24 protein-coding genes are annotated in these 22524 nt (G+C 66.9%); 19 read left to right on the top strand and 5 right to left on the bottom strand.

Annotation, left to right across the window (positions count from 1 at the left end; translation table 11 throughout):
* Positions 1-11: 11 nt before the first annotated feature.
* Entirely contained in the window at positions 12-455 is a 444-nt protein-coding gene (locus B9N97_RS27015) for a hypothetical protein (protein ID WP_085090930.1), read from the bottom strand.
* Between the two features lie 388 nt (positions 456-843).
* On the opposite strand from B9N97_RS27015, the gene B9N97_RS27010 reads away from it, so the two are divergent.
* The 9 genes from B9N97_RS27010 to B9N97_RS26970 all read left to right on the top strand — a co-directional run bounded on the left by B9N97_RS27010 (position 844) and on the right by B9N97_RS26970 (position 10610).
* Positions 844-1659, top strand: coding sequence for a winged helix-turn-helix domain-containing protein (locus B9N97_RS27010; RefSeq protein WP_085090929.1), 816 nt, complete (start codon positions 844-846; stop codon positions 1657-1659).
* A gap of 183 nt (positions 1660-1842) precedes the next feature.
* Complete coding sequence (locus tag B9N97_RS27005) at positions 1843-3087, top strand: flagellin N-terminal helical domain-containing protein (RefSeq protein WP_085090928.1); 1245 nt, start codon at positions 1843-1845, stop codon at positions 3085-3087.
* Positions 3088-3224: 137 nt separating this feature from the next.
* Complete coding sequence (locus tag B9N97_RS27000) at positions 3225-3632, top strand: flagellar biosynthesis regulator FlaF (RefSeq protein WP_085090927.1); 408 nt, start codon at positions 3225-3227, stop codon at positions 3630-3632.
* Complete coding sequence (locus tag B9N97_RS26995) at positions 3622-4083, top strand: flagellar biosynthesis repressor FlbT (protein ID WP_085090926.1); 462 nt, start codon at positions 3622-3624, stop codon at positions 4081-4083. Before B9N97_RS27000 ends, B9N97_RS26995 begins: the two co-directional genes overlap by 11 nt.
* Before the next feature lie 4 nt (positions 4084-4087).
* Positions 4088-4462: a flagellar protein FlaG gene (locus B9N97_RS26990; protein ID WP_085090925.1), complete on the top strand. Its 375-nt coding sequence runs from the start codon at positions 4088-4090 to the stop codon at positions 4460-4462.
* Complete coding sequence (locus B9N97_RS26985) at positions 4459-5250, top strand: DUF1217 domain-containing protein (RefSeq protein WP_085090924.1); 792 nt, start codon at positions 4459-4461, stop codon at positions 5248-5250. The genes B9N97_RS26990 and B9N97_RS26985 overlap by 4 nt, the downstream gene beginning before the upstream one ends.
* Positions 5251-5289: 39 nt before the next feature.
* Positions 5290-6444, top strand: coding sequence for a hypothetical protein (locus B9N97_RS26980; RefSeq protein ID WP_085090923.1), 1155 nt, complete (start codon positions 5290-5292; stop codon positions 6442-6444).
* A gap of 366 nt (positions 6445-6810) precedes the next feature.
* Entirely contained in the window at positions 6811-8157 is a 1347-nt protein-coding gene (hflX, locus tag B9N97_RS26975) for a GTPase HflX (RefSeq protein WP_085090922.1), read from the top strand.
* Positions 8158-8594: 437 nt separating this feature from the next.
* On the top strand, positions 8595-10610 hold the full coding sequence (locus B9N97_RS26970; RefSeq protein WP_085090921.1) for a BCCT family transporter: 2016 nt from the start codon (positions 8595-8597) through the stop codon (positions 10608-10610).
* Between the two features lie 7 nt (positions 10611-10617).
* Here B9N97_RS26970 and B9N97_RS26965 read toward each other — a convergent pair whose 3' ends face one another.
* From B9N97_RS26965 to fliI, 3 genes are all read right to left on the bottom strand, one after another.
* A complete protein-coding gene (locus B9N97_RS26965) occupies positions 10618-10992 on the bottom strand; it encodes a YbaN family protein (protein ID WP_085090920.1) in 375 nt (124 codons plus the stop codon).
* A 113-nt stretch (positions 10993-11105) separates the two neighbouring features.
* Entirely contained in the window at positions 11106-11696 is a 591-nt protein-coding gene (locus tag B9N97_RS26960) for a hypothetical protein (RefSeq protein WP_085090919.1), read from the bottom strand.
* The gene (fliI, locus tag B9N97_RS26955; protein WP_085090918.1) at positions 11693-13036 is read right to left on the bottom strand and encodes a flagellar protein export ATPase FliI; all 1344 of its coding nucleotides are present in this window, start codon (positions 13034-13036) and stop codon (positions 11693-11695) included. The genes B9N97_RS26960 and fliI overlap by 4 nt, the downstream gene beginning before the upstream one ends.
* Positions 13037-13162: 126 nt before the next feature.
* On the opposite strand from fliI, the gene B9N97_RS26950 reads away from it, so the two are divergent.
* From B9N97_RS26950 to flhB, 8 genes are all read left to right on the top strand, one after another.
* Complete coding sequence (locus B9N97_RS26950; RefSeq protein WP_085090917.1) at positions 13163-13555, top strand: flagellar biosynthesis protein FlgG; 393 nt, start codon at positions 13163-13165, stop codon at positions 13553-13555.
* 23 nt (positions 13556-13578) lie between these two features.
* Positions 13579-13998: a flagellar basal body rod protein FlgC gene (gene flgC, locus B9N97_RS26945; RefSeq protein WP_109154024.1), complete on the top strand. Its 420-nt coding sequence runs from the start codon at positions 13579-13581 to the stop codon at positions 13996-13998.
* Between the two features lie 11 nt (positions 13999-14009).
* Positions 14010-14369 carry a flagellar hook-basal body complex protein FliE gene (locus tag B9N97_RS26940; protein WP_085090916.1) on the top strand — a complete coding sequence of 120 codons (360 nt, stop codon included), beginning with the start codon at positions 14010-14012 and terminating at the stop codon, positions 14367-14369.
* A 159-nt stretch (positions 14370-14528) separates the two neighbouring features.
* Entirely contained in the window at positions 14529-14795 is a 267-nt protein-coding gene (fliQ, locus tag B9N97_RS26935; protein WP_085090915.1) for a flagellar biosynthesis protein FliQ, read from the top strand.
* An 8-nt stretch (positions 14796-14803) separates the two neighbouring features.
* The gene (locus B9N97_RS26930; protein ID WP_244560948.1) at positions 14804-15559 is read left to right on the top strand and encodes a lysozyme family protein; all 756 of its coding nucleotides are present in this window, start codon (positions 14804-14806) and stop codon (positions 15557-15559) included.
* Between the two features lie 90 nt (positions 15560-15649).
* Positions 15650-17743: a flagellar biosynthesis protein FlhA gene (flhA, locus tag B9N97_RS26925; RefSeq protein ID WP_085090913.1), complete on the top strand. Its 2094-nt coding sequence runs from the start codon at positions 15650-15652 to the stop codon at positions 17741-17743.
* A 16-nt stretch (positions 17744-17759) separates the two neighbouring features.
* Positions 17760-18518, top strand: coding sequence for a flagellar biosynthetic protein FliR (locus tag B9N97_RS26920; protein WP_167393390.1), 759 nt, complete (start codon positions 17760-17762; stop codon positions 18516-18518).
* Between the two features lie 3 nt (positions 18519-18521).
* Positions 18522-19604 carry a flagellar biosynthesis protein FlhB gene (gene flhB, locus B9N97_RS26915; protein ID WP_085090911.1) on the top strand — a complete coding sequence of 361 codons (1083 nt, stop codon included), beginning with the start codon at positions 18522-18524 and terminating at the stop codon, positions 19602-19604.
* An 85-nt stretch (positions 19605-19689) separates the two neighbouring features.
* Here the strand turns inward: flhB and B9N97_RS35240 are convergent, their stop codons facing one another.
* The gene (locus B9N97_RS35240; protein ID WP_143266889.1) at positions 19690-20217 is read right to left on the bottom strand and encodes a response regulator; all 528 of its coding nucleotides are present in this window, start codon (positions 20215-20217) and stop codon (positions 19690-19692) included.
* A gap of 332 nt (positions 20218-20549) precedes the next feature.
* Here B9N97_RS35240 and folP point away from each other — a divergent pair, with 332 nt between their 5' ends.
* On the top strand, positions 20550-21707 hold the full coding sequence (gene folP, locus B9N97_RS26910) for a dihydropteroate synthase (RefSeq protein WP_085090910.1): 1158 nt from the start codon (positions 20550-20552) through the stop codon (positions 21705-21707).
* 141 nt (positions 21708-21848) lie between these two features.
* Positions 21849-22463 carry an imm11 family protein gene (locus B9N97_RS26905; RefSeq protein ID WP_085090909.1) on the top strand — a complete coding sequence of 205 codons (615 nt, stop codon included), beginning with the start codon at positions 21849-21851 and terminating at the stop codon, positions 22461-22463.
* Positions 22464-22524 lie beyond the last annotated feature (61 nt).

Below are 22524 nucleotides of genomic sequence, written 5' to 3'. Positions count from 1 at the left end.
GCTATCCCCCCTCAAATCTCCCCGACCGGCCTGATCTGGGTCGGCCCGCCCGGCGCGGGAATTGGCGGCGGCAGCGTCCGCAACGAAGCGCTGGCCGCCTCGCGCATCGCGGCATAGCCGTCTTCCGGGAAGCGGTGGATCAGCGTCCGGTAGGACGCGCGCGCCACCTCCGTGCAGTTCAGGATTCGGAACTGGTCACCCTGGCACAGCAGGGCCACGGCCTCGTCGGTCTTCGGGTGACCGGCGATGGAGGACCCGATTGCGTACCACCGTCCATAAGCCGACCACATGTCGCGCACCGCATCGCCGTCGCATCGGCCGGCGGTAAGCGCTTTTTCAAGGGCTTGGCGGTAATCGCTGTCGGGGGCCTGCGACAATTGCGCACAGCCCGCCAGGACGAACAGGCAAGCAGCGGCGGCGACCGCCGGCAAGACGGGTGCCTTCGTTCCGGACATGGAAATTCCTCAAACGCGGTTGCCCGGCGACGCTAGGGCATCAGGGTTAAACCAGCGTTCATATTCATGAGCGTTGGTTTTCCATCCGATTACTGTCGTTAACCAAGCGTGGCGGAATGATTGCTGGTTGCTTGTGATGATCACTATAAATTCACGTCGAATCTCAAAATAAAACCCGCGTTACATAAAAATTTATCCAGTGTTTATCCAAACGAAACTATTAAAACGGCGTAAAACGCTCGAATGTCCTATATCAACACGGTTACCCCAAAGTGTTGACACACCACCTTTCGATGGGTTCTTTTGAGGCTGTGATAAGCATGTGACATCAACGCAATTGCGTAAAAATCAATGCTTTATCTGCGCTTGCTCGACAATGGAGAATCCAATGCAGGCTTTGCTGATTGAGCCAGCCGATCTGATCGCCGACGCCATCGGCAAGCAACTCGCCCTGTGCAAGGTTAACCATGACCGCCTGGACCTGAATGGCCTGCGCGATCTGGTGGGCGGGCATGGCTCCATCGACATCGGACATGACGCAATCATCATCGGCGACGTCGGCGATACCGAGGCCTGCGTGGCGATGCTCCGCGCCCGCAACGTGACCGCCGCGATCATCTGTCTGATCGAACGCCGCTGCGCCAACACCACCGCCGGAATCCTGCGGGCAGGCGCCGACGACGTGCTGGTGAAGCCGGTGGTCAGCACCGAGATCCGCGCCCGGCTGGAGGCGATCCGCCGCCGCTCCTACGGGCTGACCAGCAACGCGGTGACGGTGGGCCGCCTGACCGTCTTCCTCGACGGCCGCGACCCGGAGGTGGACGGCGAGCGCCTGCGCCTCAGCCAGCGGGAACACGCGATCCTGTCGGTTCTGGCCCTCAACCACCGCCGCGTGGTGTCGAAGGAACACATCTACGAGGAGGTCTACGGCCTGTCCGGCTCCGACCCGCTCGACAAGGTGATCGACGTCTATATCTGCAAGCTGCGCAAGAAGATCGACACGGCGACCGGCGGCGGCCGCTACATCGAGACTGTCTATGGCCGCGGCTACAAGTTCGAGGCGCCGCCCGACCATGTCGCTCCCGACCGCGCACAGCTGATGCTGGACCGCTGGTCGGGCGCCGGCGGGCTGGCCGGCCCCCGCGTGCCCTTCATCCCGCCGGCGGTGCCGCGCAGCGCCGCCCCCCGCGCCATCGGGCGCTGAGCATCACTGAGCATCGCCGACCAACCCGCCCGTCCCGAACGCCCCCGATTTTTTACCCCGGCTTAAACCGGCTCGGTCATCCTCGAATTTGCCGCTCGCGCCCCCGCACAACAGATCGGGAAGGCCGGCGCGAATGGCCCCGGCGTCAGAAAGGCGCCATGCATCTCGCGAATGGAGATACCCATGGCCTCGATTATGACGAACACCTCCGCCATGACCGCGCTGCAGACCCTGCGTCGCGTGACCGGGGATCTGGAGACCACGCAGGACCGCATCTCGACCGGCCTGAAGGTCAACAACGCCAAGGACAACGCCGCCTACTGGTCGATCGCCACCACCATGAAGGCCGACGTCGCCGGCTTCAAGGCGGTCAAGGAATCGCTGGAGCTGGGGTCCGGCACCACCAACACCGCGTCGGTGGCCTCCAAGAACATCGTCGAGAACCTGCAGACGCTGAAGGCCCGCGTCATCGCCGGCCAGACCAACGGCGTCGACAAGTCGCTGATCCAGAACGACGTCGACCAGCTGGTGAAGCTGATCAAGGGCGCCGCCGCCGATGCCTCCTTCAACGGCGACAACCTGCTGCGCGTCACCTATTCCAACGACGGCACGGCCAAGGACAAGAACGTCGCCATCCTGGCGTCGCTCAGCCGCAGCGACGGCAGCGTCGACCCGAGCTACATCGAATTCCAGCGGCAGGACATGCGCGTGGAATCGATCGTCGGCAAGGCCACCATCGAGCAGCAGGTCGATTCGACCAACGCCACCAAGGCCAAGGTCGACATCAAGTTCGGCGCCCCCGGCGACACCTTCATCGACGGCCAGAACCTGGGCCTCGGCAGCCTGACGCTGACGGTGACCAAGGAGGACGGCACCAAGGCCGACGTGACGGTCGACCTGTCGGCCCAGACCTACGACACCGACCTTGCGACCACCCAGGGCAACATCGCCACCGCGGTGAACACTGCCCTGACCGCCGCCGGCGGCGACTTCCAGGTCGCCTTCACCGGCGACACGCTGACCTTCACCGACCAGGACAACAACACCGACGGCAACTTCACCGCCCAGGTGTCCGGCCTGTGGGTCGGCTCGAAGGAGAGCGACGCCTTCGGCGGCCTCGCCGATCTGACCCAGATCGACGTGGTCAACAACTCGAAGAAGTCGCTCGAGGTCATCAACAAGCTGCTCGACAGCGCCATCGGCAAGGCGTCGGTCATCGGCTCCATCGAGAACCGCGTGTCGGTGCAGAACGACTTCGTGTCGAAGCTGACCGACTCGATGAACAAGGGCATCGGTGCCCTGGTCGACGCCGACATGAACGAGGAATCGAGCCGCCTGCAGGCCCTCCAGGTCCAGCAGCAGCTCGCCATCCAGGCTCTGTCGATCGCCAACCAGGGTCCGCAGAACATCCTGTCGCTGTTCCGCTAAGCCCCTGACGGGCGGTGCCATTGTCCAATCCCCTGGACCTTGGCGCCGCCCCGCCGGCTCGTCGTCCATCCCCGAGATCCAAACCGCAACCGGTCCGGCATTCCGCCGCCAAGGACCCCCATCGCAGGGGTGCGCCCATGAGCATCGCCGCCTACCACCAGACCATCGCCGAGTGCGACGATCCGCGAAAGATCGAGTACCGGGTGTTCCTGCGCATCACCCTGGCGCTGGAGAACAACCGCGACGCCGACTGGCGCTCCGCCGCGCTGAAGGATGCGCTGTGGCGGAACCTGGAGCTGTGGAACGCGCTGCGCGCCGACCTGCTGGAGGACGGCAACGCCCTGCCGGAGGCCTTACGCGCCGGTCTGGTCTCGCTGTCCTTCGCGGTGAACCGCAACACCCAACGGGTGCTGCGCGGCGAGGGCGGCATCGACCTGCTGCTCCACATCAACCGCTCGGTGATGCAAGGGCTGCAAGGCGCCGTCGAGGGAATGGGGCAGAATGCACGCGAACTGGCGACGGAGGATCTGTCCTATGGCACTTAAGCTGCGCCTGAAGCCGTGCGAGCGGGTGGTCATCAACGGCTGCGTCGTTCAGAACGAGAACCGACGCTACACCCTGACCATCTCCAACTTCGCCCAGATCATCCGCGGCAGCGACATCCTGCAGGAAGAGGATGCGGTGACCCCGGTACGCCGCGCCTATTTCCTGATCCAGAGCATGCTGCTCGACCCCACGATCGCCGCCAACGGCAGCGGTGCGGCGGCGGAGATGATGGCGCAGCTCTACACCACCTTCACCCGCCCCGACATCCAGGACCGCATCGCCCGCGCCATGGGCCATATCGGCGAGCGCGATTATTACAAGGCGCTGTCCGCCCTGCGTCCGGTGATGGAGTATGAGGGCACGCTGCTGGCGCCTGCTCCCTCCGCTTCGGCGCCGTCCTTCCAAACGGAAGGCCTCGATCTTCACGCGGGCCACCACGCCGGAGGATGACGCCATGCCCACCCCCGTCACCGGCGTGACCGGACCGTCCGGCGAACGCTCCCCCGCCAGCGCCGACATCATCGCGGAGGCGCGCCAGCGTCAGGCCGACCGTCTGCGCGCCGCCCAGGCCGAGACGACCAAGCCGGCCGAGGTGGTGGAGCGGACCGCAAGGACCGATGCGACGGAGGCGGAGGCGAAGCGGGCCGCCCGGCCCTACCGCGTCAACCTCGATCCCGATACCCAGAGGCTCTACACCGAGGTGCTCGACACCGCGACGGGGGAGGTCATCATGCGTATCCCCGCCGGCTATGGCGCCGAGACCGATGCCGCGGATGAGGACCCCGCCATCCCGCCCAGCGGTGAAAAGACCGGGGAGGTGGAGGCATGACCACGCTGGTCGACCTGCGCGTGGTCACCAAAAACCACGACCGCTACGAACAGGCGGTGCGCAGCCGCCCGGCGGTGCAGCGCGCCATCACCTATTTCCAGGACAACATCGGCAAGATCACCAGCACCGAAGACTTCATGAAGGACGACAAGCTTTATCGCTTCGTCCTGGAGGCCTTCGACCTCGGCAGTCAGGCGAAGTCGCGCGGCCTGATCCGCAAGGTGCTGGAAGAGGGGGTCAGCGACCAGTATTCCACCGCCAACCGGATGAGCGACACCAAGTTCCGCGAGATGGCGACCGTGCTCGGCTTCGCTGAAAGCGGCGGCGCCAACCTGAAACAGCCGGCCGTCGTCCAGGCGATCATCGACCGCTACGTCAATGTGACGCTGGAGGTGGAGTCGGAGGACAGGAACCCGGCGGTGCGCCTCGGCCTCTATTTCCAGCGGCGGTCGTCCAACATCTCCAACTGGTATCAGGTGATGGCCGACAACGCCCTGCGCAAGGTGGTCTACACCACGCTGGGCCTGCCCGACCAGACGGCGCTGCTGGATGTCGACAAGCAGAAGGCGCTGCTGGAAAAGCGCATGGACGTCGCCGACCTGAAGAACCCGGCGAAGGTCGCCAAGTTCCTCGACCGCTTCGCCGCGATGTACGACATGCAGAATGGCGGCGCCACTGCGACCGCCGCCATGCCGTCGATCGGCCCGATCTCCCGCAATGGCCGCGCCTCGGTCATCTCCATCGATCCGTCCATCACCATGACGCTGATGAGCTTCCCGCGCTTCTGACAGGGCCGCGGGGCTCGGCCGAGCGGGAGGAGTCCAGCCGTGCAGCCGCCAGCGGGCATCCCCCAGGACCGCAGTCCACCCGACCCCAGGTCCGGCGATTTACAAGATCGCAAGCCCCGCGACCGCATCCGCCCGCCGGCTACCACCGAGGCCGCCGCCGTGCAGCTGCGCGGGACCTCGGCGGCGGCGGAGGATGACGGGCGCGACGCCCTGCACATCCTGCCCCTGTCGATCCTGCCGCTGGAAACGCCGGGGCTGCGCCGGGCGCGGCTGATCAAGAATGTCCGGCTGGAGACGGTGGCGGAGCTGTTCAACGACACCCAGACCGGCAGCGGCCAGATCGGCCTCGACCAGCTGTCGAAATGCTTCGGCCTCGACGGCCCGGAGCTTCGCCGCGACCTGCGCAAGATCGTCCGGATCGGCGAGGCCGCCAGCTTCGACGTCTACAGCCTGCGGTTGGAGCTGCGCCGCCTGAACATCGATGTGGAGGAGGCGGGCGCGCTGCGCCTGTCGGCCGCCAAGCGGGCGGAGCTGACCAGCTACATGCGCGTCTTCACCCGGCCGCTGGTGGAGCATGTCTATGGCGCGCAGGGGGCGGACATCGCCAGCATGGACGAGCTGGTCCGCCTGTTCGCCCAGCCCGACGTGGAGGAGGCGCGGCGCCGGCTGCAGATGACCGCCGACCGGCTCGACATCCCCTTGCACGAGATCCCGGCCTTCCTGGAGGAATATGCCGACATCTTCCTGTCGCTGGCCTATTTCAAGCGCTGCCTGGACCACATCGTCCCCGACGTGCAGGGCTTCCTCGGCTGGATGGCGGAGCTGTTCCAGGTCAGCGAGGTCCGGCGCGACGCCCGCCAGCGCCGCATGCTGGACGAGATCGGCCATGATCTGACCGACATCGCCACCTCCATCACCGGCCGCTTCGAGAGCTTCGACAACCGCTCCCGCGATTTCTGGCGCGACATCAACCCGGACAGCTTCCGCAGCATCCGCGACCTGATCGTCACCCATCACCTGACCATCGGCGGCGTGCTGTGCGGGCTGGCGGTGAAGATGAATCTGTGGAAGCACCGCTTCTCCCGCGGGGGCGGCCCGGTGCGCCGGCTGGAATTCATCCGCTCGGAAATCCTGCCCGGCCTGGCCCACATCAAGACCATCGAACAGGCGTCGCGCAACAGCATGGGCCGGTGAGGGGATACCGCCGGAAAATCGTCCCCATGCCCTTGTTTTGAGCGTCGATCTTCTCATCTAACCCTCTGTGGGCGGCGACGCTCTTGTCCCAGTGCAGTATCGCGTGTCGAGACCGCTTTCCCGGCCGGCGCGGCAACTTCGGTGACCTCCCTTGATCTAAGTTCCCCGGTTCGGCCTCCCGCCTCGGGTGTGCCGACGCTCTCCTCTCCGACCCCGTGACGCGCAGGCTGCCGCGACCCTCCCCCGTGCCGTGGCGCCGCCGGTGGGGTCGGAGAGGACCCCTTCTTCCCAATTTCCGAGCTTCGCATCCGCGAGGGATGCGCGCATGCCCCACGCATCCGGCGCCGGGGCGGACAAAGGAACCCTATGGGCACGCATCAGACCACCGATTTGAAAACCACCGAAACGTCGCGCTCCGCATTGGGCCGCGCCCTCGTCCTCCATCCGGTCCTGCGCGGGGCCGACACCGACCGCAGCCCCGAGGCCTCGCTGGACGAGGCGGTCGGGCTTGCGGCGGCCATCGACCTCGACGTGGCGCAGGCCGCGGTCGTCAAGGTCAACCAGCCGCGCCCGGCCACCCTTCTGGGCGGCGGCGCCATCGAGCAGTATGCCAAGCTGATCGAAGACGCGCATGAGGCGGGTGAGGCCATCGACCTCGTCATCGTCGATCATGCGCTGACCCCGGTGCAGCAGCGCAACCTGGAAAAGGCGTTCGGCGCCAAGGTCATCGACCGCACCGGCCTGATCCTGGAGATCTTCGGCGCCCGCGCCCGCACCCATGAAGGCCAGCTTCAGGTCGAACTGGCGTCGCTGAGCTACCAGAAATCGCGGCTGGTGCGGTCCTGGACCCACCTGGAACGCCAGCGCGGCGGCTTCGGCTTCCTCGGCGGCCCCGGTGAATCGCAGCTGGAGCTTGACCGCCGCCTGATCGGCAATCGCATCGTCAAGATCAAGCGGGAACTGGACGACGTCCGCCGCACCCGCGGCCTGCACCGCAAGGCGCGCGCCAAGGTGCCCTACCCGGTGGTGGCGCTGGTCGGCTACACCAACGCCGGCAAGTCCACCCTGTTCAACCGGATGGCCGGCGCCGACGTGTTCGCCAGGAACCTGCTGTTCGCCACGCTCGACCCGACCATGCGTCAGGTGGTGCTGCCGTCGGGCCGCAAGGTGATCCTGTCCGACACGGTCGGTTTCATCTCCGACCTGCCGACCCATCTGGTCGCGGCCTTCCGCGCCACGCTGGAGGAGGTGCAGTCTGCCGACATCATCCTGCATGTCCGCGACATCGCCCATCCCGACACCGAGGCCCAGAAGGCCGACGTGGAGGCGATCCTGACCGATCTCGGCATCGATCCGGAGCGCGATCCGCGCGTGGTCGAGGTCGCCAACAAGATCGACCTGCTGGACGGGGCGGAGCTTGACGCCGTGCTCGCCCGCACCGAACGGGCCGGCAACGCCTGTGCGGTGTCCGCCGCCACCGGCGGGCGGTTGGACACGCTGTTCCGCATCCTCGACGACCGGATGACCGCCGGCCGCGAGCTGGTGGAACTGGATGTCGCGCATGGCGACGGCGCGACTCTCGCCTGGCTCTACGCCCATGGCGAGGTGGTCCACCGCAGCGACGACGACAGCCACGCCCATCTGCGGGTGGCCATCGAGCCGGCGACGCTGGCCCGCATGGCTCATCCGGGGCAGGACCGCGTCGCCGCCTGACCGGCGGATTGAGGACGGAAGGGAAAGGGCTGCCGGAAACGGCGGCCCTTTTTCTTTGTCCGCGGCGTGGATCGGAAAATGGAAAATTCTGTATTGATTGGGAGGGCACTGGAACAGGCGGCGCGGGTCTGCAGAAGTTCCTATTCAATACCTCATATTACAATAGGGAAAAGAAGAAGGATGGCAGGTATTGAAAGAGCATCGGTGCCATAAGGCCTCATGGATCAGGTCAAGATGTTTGACCGAACCCGTGAAATATGTATGATCCCGCGCTTCGATTTGTGCGGACACGTGATTCGCGCGATGCGAGCAGTTTGCGCAAGGATGCCGATCACTGGCTTTTCCTGGCGGGCTCGCAACATTCACTCACCCGGGTCGTTGTGCTGTCAGCGTCTCGACACGCTTGCGCTTGGGCGGGTCTGTTTCGGAGTGCCAACATGCATGGGATCAACAAAACCGTATCTTTCACTGCCGGGGGGATAATTCTTCTTTTCGTCGCGGTGGCGGCACTGTTCACCGAACCGTTCGGCGCCCAAGTTTCGGCGGTGCAGGCCGCCATCGTCGGGAATTTCGGCTGGTTCTATGTCCTGACCGTGGCCGGATTCCTGCTGTTCGCCCTGTGGCTCTTCATCAGCCCCTACAGCGCGATCAAGCTCGGCAAGGACGATGACGAGCCGGAATTCAGCTATCCCACATGGTTTGCCATGCTGTTCAGCGCCGGCATGGGCATCGGCCTGCTGTTCTACGGCGTCGCCGAGCCGATGCTGCATTTCTCCAACCCGCGCGTCGGCGAGGGCGGAACGCCCGATGCCGCGCGCGAGGCGATGAATCTGGCCTTCCTGCATTGGGGCCTGCATGCCTGGGGCATCTACATCGTCGTCGGGCTGGCTTTGGGTTATTTCGCCTACCGCCACGACCTGCCGCTGACGATCCGCTCGGCGCTCTACCCCTTGCTCGGTGACCGCATCCGCGGCTGGCCCGGCCACATCGTCGACATCGTTGCCATCTTCGGCACGCTGTTCGGCATCGCCACCTCGCTCGGTCTCGGCGTCATGCAGATCAACGCCGGCCTGGAGTATCTCGGCCTGCTCAGCGTCGGCACGGTGCAGCAGATGGTGCTGATCGCCGTCATCACCGCCATCGCCACGGTTTCCGCGGTCAGCGGCGTCGGCAAGGGCATCCGCCGCCTCAGCGAGCTGAACATGCTGGCCGGGCTCCTGCTGCTGGCCTTCGTCTTCCTGCTCGGCCCAACGGTTTTCCTGCTGTCCACCCTGGTCGAGAATATCGGCCGCTATCTGTGGACCCTTCCCTACACCAGTTTCCGCACGCTGCCCTATTCCGGCGCCGAATGGCAGGCCAGCTGGACCATGTTCTATTGGGGCTGGTGGATTTCCTGGGCGCCCTTCGTCGGCATGTTCATCGCGCGGGTGTCGCGCGGCCGCACCATCCGCGAATTCATCGGCGGCGTGCTGTTCGCGCCGGTGGCCCTGACCTTCGTCTGGTTCACCGTGTTCGGCGAGACCGCCATCCACATCCAGATGTTCGAAGGCGGCGGCATGGCCAAGGCGGTGGCCGACAGCGTCCCCACCGCGCTGTTCGTCATGCTGGACCGCCTGCCGCTCAGCGTCATCACCTCGGCCATCGCCACGCTGATGGTCATCACCTTCTTCGTCACCTCGGCCGATTCCGGCGCGCTGGTCATCGACATCATCGGCTCCGGCGGCAACCAGGATCCGCCCATCGCCACCCGCATCTTCTGGGCGGTGCTGTCCGGCGTCGTCGCCGCCATCCTGCTGCTGGTCGGCGGGCTGCAGGCGTTGCAGACGGCGGCGGTCACCACGGCGCTGCCTTTCGCGGTGGTGATGGTGCTGATGTGCATCAGCCTTGTGCTCAGCCTTCGCGAGGAACGCAGCGTGGCGCAGGATCGGCGCAAGACCCGCGAATCCATCGGTTCCGGCGTACCTGCCGATGTTCCCGCCGAAGGGGCCGTGCCGCAGCAGCCGGCGACGATCGACGGCGATTGGCGGCAGCGGCTGGCCGCGATGGTCGGCCGCCGGACCGCGGCGCAGGCGTCCCTTCCTCCCGGCAGCACGGCGGCGCGGCAGGAGGTCGCCCGCTTCATCGCCGAGACGGTGCAGCCGGCGCTGCGCGACGTGGCGCTGGAACTGGAACGGCACGGCCGGCGCGTCGAGATCGAGACGGGCACCTTCAGCGCCGGCATCGCCGTGCTGCGCAACGGGGAGGAGGAGTTCTCCTACTCCATCCGCGCCCGCGCCTATCATCCGATGACCTTCGCCTTCCCGGAGATGCAGGACAAGCGCGCCGCATGGCAGCGGCGCGTGGAGGTGATCCTGCGCGGCGGCCTCCACAAATACCTGCCGCCGGACCGCACCACCCGCGAGGCGATCACCCAGGACGTCGTCCACGAATACGGCAAGTGGCTGGGTTGGTAGGAGAGGCCTATCTGTCCGACGGGGGCGGACGCGACACCACATACACGGCCACGGCCGCCATGGCCAACCCGGTGCCGGCGAGCACCGGGTATCCGGGCGACGACAGGGCGAGCACGGCGAAGCTGGACGACATCCCGCCGACCGCCATGACCTTCGCCTTCACCGGAATGGCGCCGCGGTCCTGCCACTCGCGCACGGAATGGCCGAACCGCGGGTCGTTGCGCATCCGCTCCCGCAGTTCGGGATTGCCGCGGGCATAGGCCCAGCCGGCGACCAGCAGGAAAGGGACGGTCGGCAGGATGGGCAGGAACGCCCCGGCGGTGGCCAGACCGACCGCGCCATGGCCGACCAGGAGCCACAGCCGCCGCCGTCCCTTACCCATGCGATTGCTTCCGTCCAGATCACTTCCGTCCACTGCCCGACCGCCCGCTCGTCATGCATCCCGGCTCCGGATCATTGAACCGTGCCCGGCGGTGCCGTGCAAGCGCGGGTTGGTCACCCCGTCTTGCGCACCACCCCCGGCGCACCGGCCTTGGCCGTAGCCTCCATGCTGTAGAGCTTCGCCAGCAGTTGCGGCGCCGGCTGCTCACCCGCCGGTGCGGCGGCGCTCCCCGCCGTCTCCGCGGGCGGATCGGATTTGCGCCGCAAAGCCTCCGCCAGCGACTGGGGGGAGGGCAGGGCGGAATCCGCGCCATCCCCGCCGCCGCTCATCCAGGGCAGCGTCCCGGCCGGCGCACCCTCCGCCGCCGTCTCCGTCCCATCCTCCAGCAGGCTGCCGATATGGCCCAGCACGCTGTCGCCTGTGACCTCCTCGAAGGCCACCATCGCGGCGCTGCCGATCAGGCCGGGCAGGCCGCCGAACAGGAAGCCGCCGGCCAGCCGCGCCGGGATCGAGATGCTTTCCCCCGTCGCCTCGCGATAGACCGACGACACCACCGGCAATTGCTGGAGCGGGTTGACCACGTCGAGCAGGTCGTCGAACCCGACGCTCATCCTGTCGGCCAGCGTTTCCTCCGGCTCATTGGGCTTGCGCTGTGCCGTCGGCGGGCTGACGGCCTGGGCGGCCAGTCTCGTATTCACGCTCATGCCTGGTCTCCGATGGCGGCGAGCAGCGCGTCCAGCCGCGCGAAGCTCTCGGCGGATGGCGAGGGATCGTCCTTGCCCTGGCGCAGGAACTCCTCCAGCCGGGGGTGCAGGTCGATGGCGGCGTCGGTCTCCGGATCGGTGCCGCGCTTGTAGGCGCCGAGCCGGATCATCTCCTTCATGCCGTCATAGGTGGCGGCCAGCGCGCGGGCGCGGCCGACGATGCGGTTCTCCCGCGCGTCATGGCAGCCGGGCAGGGTGCGCGACACGCTGCGCAGCAGATTGACGGCGGGATAGCGCCCTTGCTCGGCGATTTTGCGATCCAGCACCAGATGCCCGTCGAGGATGCCGCGCACCGCATCGGCAATCGGTTCGTCATGGTCATCGCCATCGACCAGAACGGTGAAGATGGCGGTGATGTCGCCCTCACCACTCCCTTCCGGCCCCGGCCCCGCGCGTTCCAGCAGGCGCGGCAGCTCGGCGAAGACGCTGGGCGGATAGCTCTTGGCGGTCGGCGGCTCTCCCGCGGCCAGCCCGATCTCGCGCTGGGCCATGGCGAAGCGGGTGACGCTGTCCATCAGGCACAGCACATGCTTGCCCTGATCCCGCAACTCCTCGGCCACTGTCATGGTCAGCAGCGCGGCCTGACGGCGCATCAGCGGCGGCTCGTCCGACGTGGCGACGATGACGACGGAGCGCGCCAGCCCCTCCGGTCCCAGATCGTCCTGGATGAATTCGCGCACCTCGCGCCCGCGTTCGCCGATCAGGCCGATGACGATGGCGTCGGCCTCGGCATGGCGGGCGACCATCGCCAGCAGGGTCGATTTGCCGACGCCCGACCCGGCGAAGACGCCCAGCCGCTGCCCGCGGCAGAGCGGCACGAAGCTGTCGATCACCCGGATGCCGCTGTCCAAACGCGTCCCCACGCGCCGCCGGGCGCAGGCGGCCGGCGGCGGCTGGCGCAGGCTCCGCGGATGCTCGCCATTGTGCAAGGGGCCTTTGCCATCGATCGGCTCGCCCAGCGCATTCACCACCCGGCCGAGCCAGCCGGGACCTGGCCGCAGCATGAAGGCGGTGTCGTCGGTGACCGCGGCGCAGCCCTCCGCCACGCCGTCGAGAGTGTCGAAGGCCATCAGCAGCGAGCGCCCGTTGCGGAACCCGATGGTCTCGCACAGCACGCGCCCTCCGCGCAGCGTCTCCGCATGGCATTTGTCGCCGACCGACAGCACGCGCTGCAGCCCGTCGACCTCCAGCGTCATGCCGGCGGCGGAGCGGACTTCCCCGCGCCATTGGCGCGTCGGCAACCGGTCGAGTTCCGCCGCCAGGGTGGCGAGTGCCGGCATGGTGGCGTCTCCATCATGACCATCAATGCCAGACAGCCTAGAGCAGCGAATTTAAATCCGGTTTTAAACGGGCGGGATCATCGTCCTGCCTTGTGTTCCGGTGAGATGTGATGGAACGAGGTCGCAATGGATTTGAGTAAAATCGGTTTCTTCCAGCTTGCCGGCACGCGCCTAGACTATCTGGCGCAGCGGCAGAAGCTGATCGCCGAGAATGTCGTGAACGCCAACACGCCCGACTACCAGGCGCGCGACCTGAAATCCTTCGACAGCGTCATGGAGGGCATCCGCCCGGTGGAGACCGCCCGAACCTCCGCCCTGCATCTGGCAAGCACCCGCACCACCACGCCCTACCGCGAGGAAGGCAAGGCGGGCCTGTGGGAATCGACCCCCAGCGGCAATGCGGTGTCGCTGGAGCAGGAGATGATCAAGGGCAGCGAGACCCGCGACGCCTTCGCGCTGACCACCAGCCTGTTCCAGCGCAATGTGCAGATGCTGCGCATGGCCTGGAGAAACGGCTGACGAGCTTAGGACGGAGACGACCCATGATGAACGATGTCCTCGGCGCCACGCTGAAGATCGCCGGCGCCGGGCTTCAGGCGCAATCGACCCGCCTGCGCGTGGTGGCGGAAAACCTCGCCAACGCCGACAGCACCGCCACTGCCAAGGGCGGCGACCCCTACCGCCGCAAGACGGTGTCCTTCGACAGCGTGATGGACCGCGGGGTGGGCGCGGAGCTGGTGCAGGTCAAGCAGATCGGCCGCGACCGCAGCGACTTCCAGCTCGCCTACGACCCCTCGCACCCGGCGGCCGACGACAAGGGCTATGTCAAGAAACCCAACGTCCAGCCGCTGATCGAGATGATGGACATGCGCGAGGCCGGCCGCGCCTTCGAGGCCAGCATGAACGTCATCGAACAGTCGCGCGCGATGATGAACCGCGTCGTCGACCTGCTGCGCAGCTGAGGAGTCGTCCCATGATCGAGATGTCCGTCGGCCGCGTCGCCGCCGCCTACGCCGCCAACCGCAGCCCCGCTATCAGCGGGCTCGCCGAAACCCAGGCGGCGACCTCGCCCCTGTCCGCCGCCAACGGGACCGACGCGGTGGCCGCCACTGCCGAAAGCGACTTCGGCGGCTTCCTCGACAAGTCGATCTCCCAGGCCGTCGACACGCTGAAGGAGAGCGAGCGCGTCTCGCTCGCCGCCGTATCGGGCAAGGCCAGCGCGCAGGACGTCGTGCGCTCGGTCCTGGCCGCCGAGATGACGGTGCAGAGCGTCGTCGCCATCCGCGACAAGATGGTCCAGGCGTACCAGGAGATCATGCGCATCGCGGTTTGAGTCCTCGCACTTGCCCCCACCCTAACCCTCCCCCGCTGGGCGGGGGAGGGGACCAGTGCTGATACGGAAAAGCGGCGGCAGTCCCTCCCCCGCCCAGCGGGGGAGGTTAGGTGGGGGTCTAACTTCCCACTCCACACGAACTCCCAAGGACCCACCCCCATGAACCAGGCCGACGTGTTGGAGGTGCTGCGCAGCGGCATCTGGACGACCCTGCTGGTCGCGGCGCCGCCGCTGATCGTCGCGGTGGTGGTGGGCGTGTCGATCTCGCTGGTGCAGGCGCTGACCCAGGTGCAGGAGATGACGCTGACCTTCGTGCCGAAGATCGTCGCGATCCTGGTGGTGACGGTGCTGGCGCTGCCCTTCATGTACGGCACGCTCGCCACCTACGCCGACCGGCTGAGCGACCTGATCGTCGCCATCGACTGATGTATCGGTTGCGAGCGGTCATCCCCCTTCTCGGGCTGCTCGTAAGTCCGGCCGGCGGTGCGGCGGCGCCGCCGGCCAACCATTCGCAGATCGGCGTGTGGAGCACCGCGCTCTACGCCCCGCCGACACCGCCGCCCCAGCCCGCCGCCAAAGCCCTGCCGCCGGAAGCGCAGTGCATCGCCGCCATCCTCGACGCCGAGAAGGCGACCGGCATCACCGACCATCTGCTGCTGGCGATGGGCTTCACCGAATCCGGCCGGCGCACGGAGGATCGCCTGTTCACCGCCTGGCCCTGGACCGTCAACACCGAGGGCCGTTCCCACTATTTCCCAACCCGAGATGCCGCCATCGCCTTCGTGCGCGAGACCCAGGCACGCGGCGTGCAGTCCATCGACGTCGGCTGCCTGCAGGTGAACCTGCGCTGGCACCCCGACGCCTTCCCCGACCTCGCCACCGCCTTCGATCCGGTCGCCAACGCCCGCTACGCCGCGTCCTTCCTCTCGGCCCTGCGCCGCGACCACGGCTCGCTGGAAACCGCCATCGCCCGCTACCACTCCGCCCAGTCCGAGCGCGGCGAGGCCTATCGCCAGCGGGTGACCGGCAATCTGCGCTGGGTCGCCGGCGCGCTCGGCTATCTGGAGACCCTGGCCGCCGGCCCCAGCGGCGCCGCCCCGACCTGGACCGCGGCGGAGCGCGGGCGGCTGAGCTTCCTGTCCGGCCTGTTCGCCGACGGCCCGGCCCGCCCGCTGCTGCCAACGCAATGACAGGCCAAGGGAGCCGTTTAAATCCCGGTTTTACCGCACCCCCCTATCCTTGCCGAAACACGCCTTCTCCAAAAAACGGTTGGGACCCCCATGACCCTCACGGATCACGTCCGCAGCCGGTTCGGCCTGCTCGGCGACATCGGGCTGGCGAACCGCGACGTGCTGTTCGCGGTCGGCATCCTGCTGGTGCTGGCGGTGCTGTTCCTGCCGGTGCCGTCCTGGTTCCTCGATCTCGGGCTGGCGCTGTCCTTCTCGGTCGCGGTGCTGGTGCTGATGGTGTCGCTGTGGATCCCGCGCCCGCTGGACTTCTCGTCCTTCCCCACCGTTCTGCTGGTGGTGACGATGCTGCGGCTGGCGCTGAACATCGCCTCGACCCGGCTGATTCTCAGCGAGGGGCATCACGGCCACGCCGCCGCCGGCCACGTCATCCAGGGCTTCAGCCAGTTCGTGATGGGCGGCAACTTCGTCATCGGCGTGGTGATCTTCTGCATCCTGGTCGTCATCAACTTCGTCGTCATCACAAAGGGCGCCACCCGCATCGCCGAGGTCGGTGCCCGCTTCACGCTGGACGCCATCCCCGGCAAGCAGATGGCCATCGACGCCGACCTCTCCGCCGGCATGATCGACGAGGCCGAGGCCCGTCGCCGCCGCAAGGAGCTGGAGGACGAAAGCACCTTCTACGGCGCGATGGACGGCGCCTCGAAATTCGTGCGCGGCGACGCGGTGGCCGGTCTGGTCATCACCGTCATCAACGTGCTGGGCGGCATGGCCATCGGCATCGTCCAGAAGGGGATGAGCTTCGACGCCGCGGCATCCGCCTACACCACCCTGACGGTGGGCGACGGGCTGGCGACGCAGATCCCGGCGCTTGTGGTGTCGCTGGCGGCCGGCCTGCTGGTGACCAAGGGCGGCAACATCGGCTCCGCCGAAAAGGCGGTGATCGACCAGTTGGGCGCCTATCCGAAGGCGCTGCTGGTCGCGGCCGGTCTGCTGGCGGCGCTGGCGCTGACGCCCGGCCTGCCGATGGCGCCCTTCCTCGCCATCGGCGCCGCCTTCGCCGCGCTCGGCTGGTACGCCCCGCGCCGCAAGGCCCGCGCCGCAGCGCTGGCCAAGCTGGAGGAAAGCCGCAAGGCGCCCCCCGCCGTCGCCGAAGAGGCGGTGGAGGACATGCTGAAGGTCGACGAGGTGAAGGTGGAGGTCGGCAACCACCTCGTCCCGCTGATCCTCAACAAGAACGGCCCGCTGACCACCAAGGTGAAGACCCTGCGCAAGCGCTTCGCCACCGAGTTCGGCTTCGTCCTGCCGTCGGTGCGCATCAAAGATTCCAGCTTCCTGCCGCCCAAGAGCTACGTCATCAGCATCATGGGGGTGGAGGCGGCGAAGGGGGAGGTGCGGCCCAAACACCTGCTTGCCATCGACCCCACCGGCGGCGCCGTTCCCGACATCGCCGGCGACGCGACGCGCGAGCCGACCTTCGGCCTGCAGGCCAAATGGATCGACCCGGCCCGCCATGAGGAGGCGGTGGCGAAGGGCTACACCGTCGTCGATCCGGAAAGCGTCATCACCACCCATTTGACCGAGGTCATCAAGGACAACCTCTCCACCCTGCTGACCTTTGCCGCCCTGCAAAAGCTGATCGACGGGCTGGGCCGCGAGTACCAGAAGCTGATCAACGACATGGTGCCGAGCCAGATCTCGCTGGTCGTGCTTCAGCGCGTTCTGCAGCAACTCCTCTCTGAACGGGTGTCGATCCGCAACCTGCCCGCCATCGTCGAGGCGGTGGCGGAGGCGGTCGGCTGGACCCGCCACATCACCCTCATCACCGAACATGTGCGCATGCGGCTGGGTCAGCAGATCCACCAGGGCTTGGCCGGTCCCGACGGCTTCGTCTCGGTCATCGCGCTCAGCCCGCGATGGGAGCAGGCGCTGCTCGACCACATCGTGGTGGAGGGTGACGACCGCCGCTTCGTCATGCCGCCCAGCCAGGTGCAGGAGTTCCTGACCGCCGTGCGCCTGAAGATCCAGAAGCACGCGACCTCCCAGGTCTGGCCCGCCCTGCTGGTGGGGGCGGAGGTGCGGCCCTTCGTCCGTTCCCTGCTGGAACGCGTCAGCCCGATGACCCCGGTGCTGAGCCATGCCGAGTTGCACCGCAAGGCGTCGCTCAAGACCGTCGATCAGGTCTAGCCGGATGCCCGATCCCATGGGAGACTTCAGCCAACTCCTGACCCTGGAGATCTACCGCGGCTTCATCGTGCTGGCGCGGGTGGCGGCGGCCATCGGCCTGCTGCCGGGCTTCGGCGAGGCGGCGGTGCCGATGCGGGTGCGGGCGGCGCTGGCGATCATCGTCACGCTGGTGCTGCTGCCGGGGGTGGACGGGCTGCCCGACCATATGCCGGACCAGCCGGTGGAGATGCTGCGCGCGCTGACCGGGGAGACGCTGGTCGGCGCCTATCTCGGCCTCGGCGCCCGGCTGTTCATGGCCGCCTTGCAGACCACCGGCGCCCTGGTGGCCCAGGTGGTCGGGCTCAGCAACCCCTTCTCCATGGAGGCGGCGGGGTTCGAGGGCGGATCGGTGCTGTCCGGCGTGCTGCTGATCGGCGGGTTGGCCCTGCTGTTCGCGTCCGACGTGCATTACCTGATGATCGGCGCGCTGGCGCGCTCCTACGGCTCCTGGCCGGCGGGGGTGTTCCCCGACCTCGGCATGGTCGCCCAGCGCTTCGCCGAGCTGCTGGCAACCACCTTCCGGTTGGGCGTGGGGCTGGCGGCGCCCTTCATCCTCTATGGGCTGGTGGTGAATGTGGCGCTGGGGCTGGTCAACCGGGTGATGCCGGCGATGCCCGTCTATTTCGTCGCCACCCCCGGCGTGCTGATGGTCGGCATGGGCCTGTTCATGGCGACCGCCGGCGCGATGCTGACCGCCTTCGTCGCCGCGCTCGGCGGCTGGCTTTCAGGCTCGTAAGCCATGGCGGAACAGGACGACGAGCAGAAGACCGAGGAACCGACAGAAAAACGCCTGCGCGAGGCGGCGGAGAAGGGCGACGTCCCCCGCGCCCGCGACGTCGGCCTGCTGTCGGCGATGGTCGCCGCCTGGATGATCGTGCTGATGGCGCTTCCCGGTGTCGCGTCGACCCTGTCGGCCCTGCTTCTGCCGCTGATCGAGAACCCCGACGACATTCGCATCGACGGCAGCGCCGTCGACGTCATCCACAGCCTCGCTTGGCTGATCGGCGGCGTCGCGGTGGCCCTGCTGCCGGTCCTGGGCATCCTGCTGGGCGGGGTGGTGGTGTCGGCGCTGGGGCAGGGGCCGTTCGTCGTCGCCTCCGACCGCATCCGGCCGAAATGGTCGCACCTGTCGCCAGCGTCGGGCTGGAAACGGATCGCCGGCCGCCCGGCGCTGGTCGAATTCGCCAAGAGCCTGGTCAAGCTCGCCATCATCAGCATCGCGGCGTGGCACGCGCTGGCGCCCTACATCGCATGGACGGAGGATACTGTGGGCATGGACGTCGCCGGATTGCCCGTGCTGCTGCGGGACGTGACCTTGCGGCTGCTGCTGGCGGTGCTGCTGGCGACCGTTCTGATGGCGGCGGTGGATGTGCTGTGGAACCGCCTGGAGTGGCGCCGCCGCCTGCGCATGAGCCACCAGGAGATCAAGGACGAATACAAGCAGATCGAGGGCGATCCCAACGCCAAGGCCCGCCTGCGCGATATCCGCCGCTCGCGCTCCAAGAAGCGGATGATGGCGAACGTCCCGCGCGCCACGGTGGTCATCACCAACCCCACCCATTTCGCGGTGGCCCTGGAATACGAACGCGGCCGCACCGCCGCTCCCATCTGCCTCGCCAAGGGCGCCGACCTGATCGCGCTGCGCATCCGCGCCCTGGCGCAGGAGCACGGCATCCCCATCGTCGAGAACCCGCCGCTGGCCCGCGCCCTCCACGCCTCGGCGGAGGTCGATGCCACCATCCCGCTCCAGCATTACCAGGCGGTGGCGGAGGTCATCACCTATGTGCTGAAGCTGAAGGGCGGGCTGACGCGGCGCGGGTGAGGGAGGATGAATCGCCCTCTGTCCCACAGGAGCGGGACGTCATCTCAAATGCCGCTGTCGAGGACGCAGAACTTCTGGCTTTACGTCAGCGAGGGCTACTGGATTCCTCCAGGACGTCGGTGCCTTCAAGCATTGGATTTGCCATATTGAAGCAATTATCTTCGCAGTGCACGTAAAGTAGATTTTTAATCTTCTTCATAAAATCAACCGGCTTGAACGGCATTGAAACCAATGCGCATATTCCTGCATCTGCCACTTTCTCCGCCATTTTCGGTGTCACTGCAGAGCTGATGATTACGAATGGGATTATCGAGATATGTTTTATTTTTTCCTCTAGACATGGGTCTTTTGTCTGGCGGAATCTGATCATCTCTAACAGTTGAAGCGCTTTTTCTCGGACTGTATCTGCGTTTACAATGACAATGCCGATCTCGTTCTCTGAAAGAAGCAAGAGAGCGTCTTCGGTGGAAAATGAGCGGTAGATGTGCTTCAGTTTAAGGACGGAAAGGGTTCTTTCCATTAATTCGCTGGACGATATACTGAAGTCAACAATCAAGGCGGACGCTGACTTAAAATTACATGGTTTCCTGCAAATGTTGTTTGCGATACCCATTATTGAAATAACCTAGATGCAAAGTTACCATATTAAGTTTGAGAATAGATTATGAAGATATAATTAAAGAATATTCGGGGAAACCCCTATTTTCCTCAGCCGAATCAAAGACAAGCCACTCATAGGCGCCATACGTGATCCATCTCCGCCACTCTCAGACGGCCGCAAGATGGACCGTTCGCCGAAAGCTGTTCCACGCCGTTCCATCGTCCGCCGATCACCGCCTTGTTCCAGGGCAAGGGAGGGAGCCGTCCGCTATGGCACCCTTGCCATCCCGCCGGGCGCATGCCAGGAACGATAGCGTCAGCCTGTGATGTGAAGGGGAATTCCCGATGCCGCCGCTCTCCGCAAAGCCCGCCGCCAAAGCCGCCGCGCTCAAGTCCGCCGCCGGGTCGCTCGCCGGCTTTTGCCCCTGGGCGGCGGAGGATGGCATCCGGGTCTACCTCCGCCCCATCGGCCTGATGCCCATAGCCGCCTGGGCCAAGGGTGCGGCGGTGCCGCTGGCCGGCGGGCGCTTCGCCTTCTCCACCGCCGAACTGATCGTGCGCGACCAGGGCTCCCGCATCGACCGCGCCTTCGCGCCGCTGTCGGAGATCATGGCCTGGGGCTGGGAGCGCTCGCGCCCGGTGGCGGAGGCGCTGGACCGCCAGCTCGGCGCCCTGACCCGCGCCCGCCCGCCCTTCGCCAATCTTCCGCCCGACCGGCCTCTCATCATGGCCATCGTCAACGTCACGCCGGACAGCTTCTCCGACGGCGGCGACTTCCTCGACCCCGCCGCCGCCATCGCCCATGGCGAGGCGATGCTGGCCGCCGGCGCCGACATCCTGGACGTCGGCGGCGAGTCCACCCGCCCCGGCGCCGACCCGGTCCCACCGGAGGAGGAGGAGCGGCGCGTCCTGCCGGTCATCCGCCATTTCGCCAACAAGGGGGCGACCGTCTCCGTCGACACCCGCCACGCCAGCGTGATGGAGTCCGCCGCCGCGGCCGGCGCCCGCATCGTCAACGACATCGCCGGGCTGTCCGACCCGCAGGCCCTGCCGGTGGTCGCCCGCACCGGCACCCCGGTGGTGGTGATGCACATGCAGGGCGATCCCGGCACCATGCAGGCCAACCCGACCTACCGCGACGCCGCGCTCGACGTGTTCGACTGGCTGGAGGAGCGGATCGCCAGCTGCGCCGCGGCCGGGGTGCCGCCGGAGCGCATCGCCGTCGATCCCGGCATCGGCTTCGGCAAGACGACGGAGCACAATCTGGACATCCTGCGCCACATTGCGCTGTACCATGCCCTGGGCTGCACGGTGCTGATCGGCCTGTCGCGCAAGGGCTTCATCGGCCGCCTGTCGCGTGGCGAGCCGCCGAAGGAGCGGCTGCCCGGTTCCCTCGCCGCCGGTCTGGAGACGCTGAACCAGGGCGCGCAGATCCTGCGCGTCCACGACGTCGCCGAGACCGCGCAGGCCCGTGCCGTCTGGGAGGCGCTGCATCCACGGTAAGGACCGCGCCCGCCGATTGAGGACAATGTCGATCGTCCACGCCGGGGCGGAAATGCTGCGGCTGGGTAAACGGGGGCGGCGCGCGGGTGGGATGGGACCGGCATCCGGCCATCGGCGACAGACAACAGCGGAAGCGAAGCCATGCCCTACATCCTCGAAGGCAACATCAACGACAAGAGCGGCGTCAGGGTCGAGTTCGAACCGGAGGTCGATGAACGCGTGAGAGCCTGCCTCTCCATCGACCCGTCGGAGGAGGACCTCGCCGCCGTCCCGCGGGAGATGACGATTGCCAAGCCGCGCATCCCCAAGGTACCGGAGATCATCCAATGGGGAGGAGGGAGATATTTCTTCTGCGAGCGCCTGCGGGCGATGGTGGAGGAGATGGAGCCCAGCGTGCACCGGTCGGTTCCGGTGGCGGTGCGGACCCGGGAGCCGTTCCACGGCACCACCGAGCATGGCGTCTGGCACCTGATGGTGCCGCCGCCCCGCATCCCGGCCCTGGTCATCGAGGAGACGGAATTCTGGCAAGGCTTCGGGCGGGAGGCCTACGACCGGGGGGACAGGTTTCTCGCCGTGGACAAGAAGGCCCCCTGCGTTCTCGACGGGGCGGTGATCGCCGGCCGGCACCTGTGGCGGCTGCCGCGGGAGTTCAAGACCGATTGGTTTTATTCCGACGAGCTGTGGGACCGGATGAAGGCGGAAAAGATGAAGGGGCTGGCGATTACCAAGTTCTGCACCATCCGCAAGAACCACTGACCTGACGCAGGGGGCTTCGTCCCGTCTGTAACCCTTTCGCGCAGCCGCCGAAGGGGTCTTG

This window comes from Azospirillum oryzae (assembly GCF_900177515.1).
Taxonomy (GTDB): Bacteria; Pseudomonadota; Alphaproteobacteria; order Azospirillales; family Azospirillaceae; genus Azospirillum; species Azospirillum oryzae_A.
This window is presented reverse-complemented; position numbering and strand designations above follow the sequence as displayed.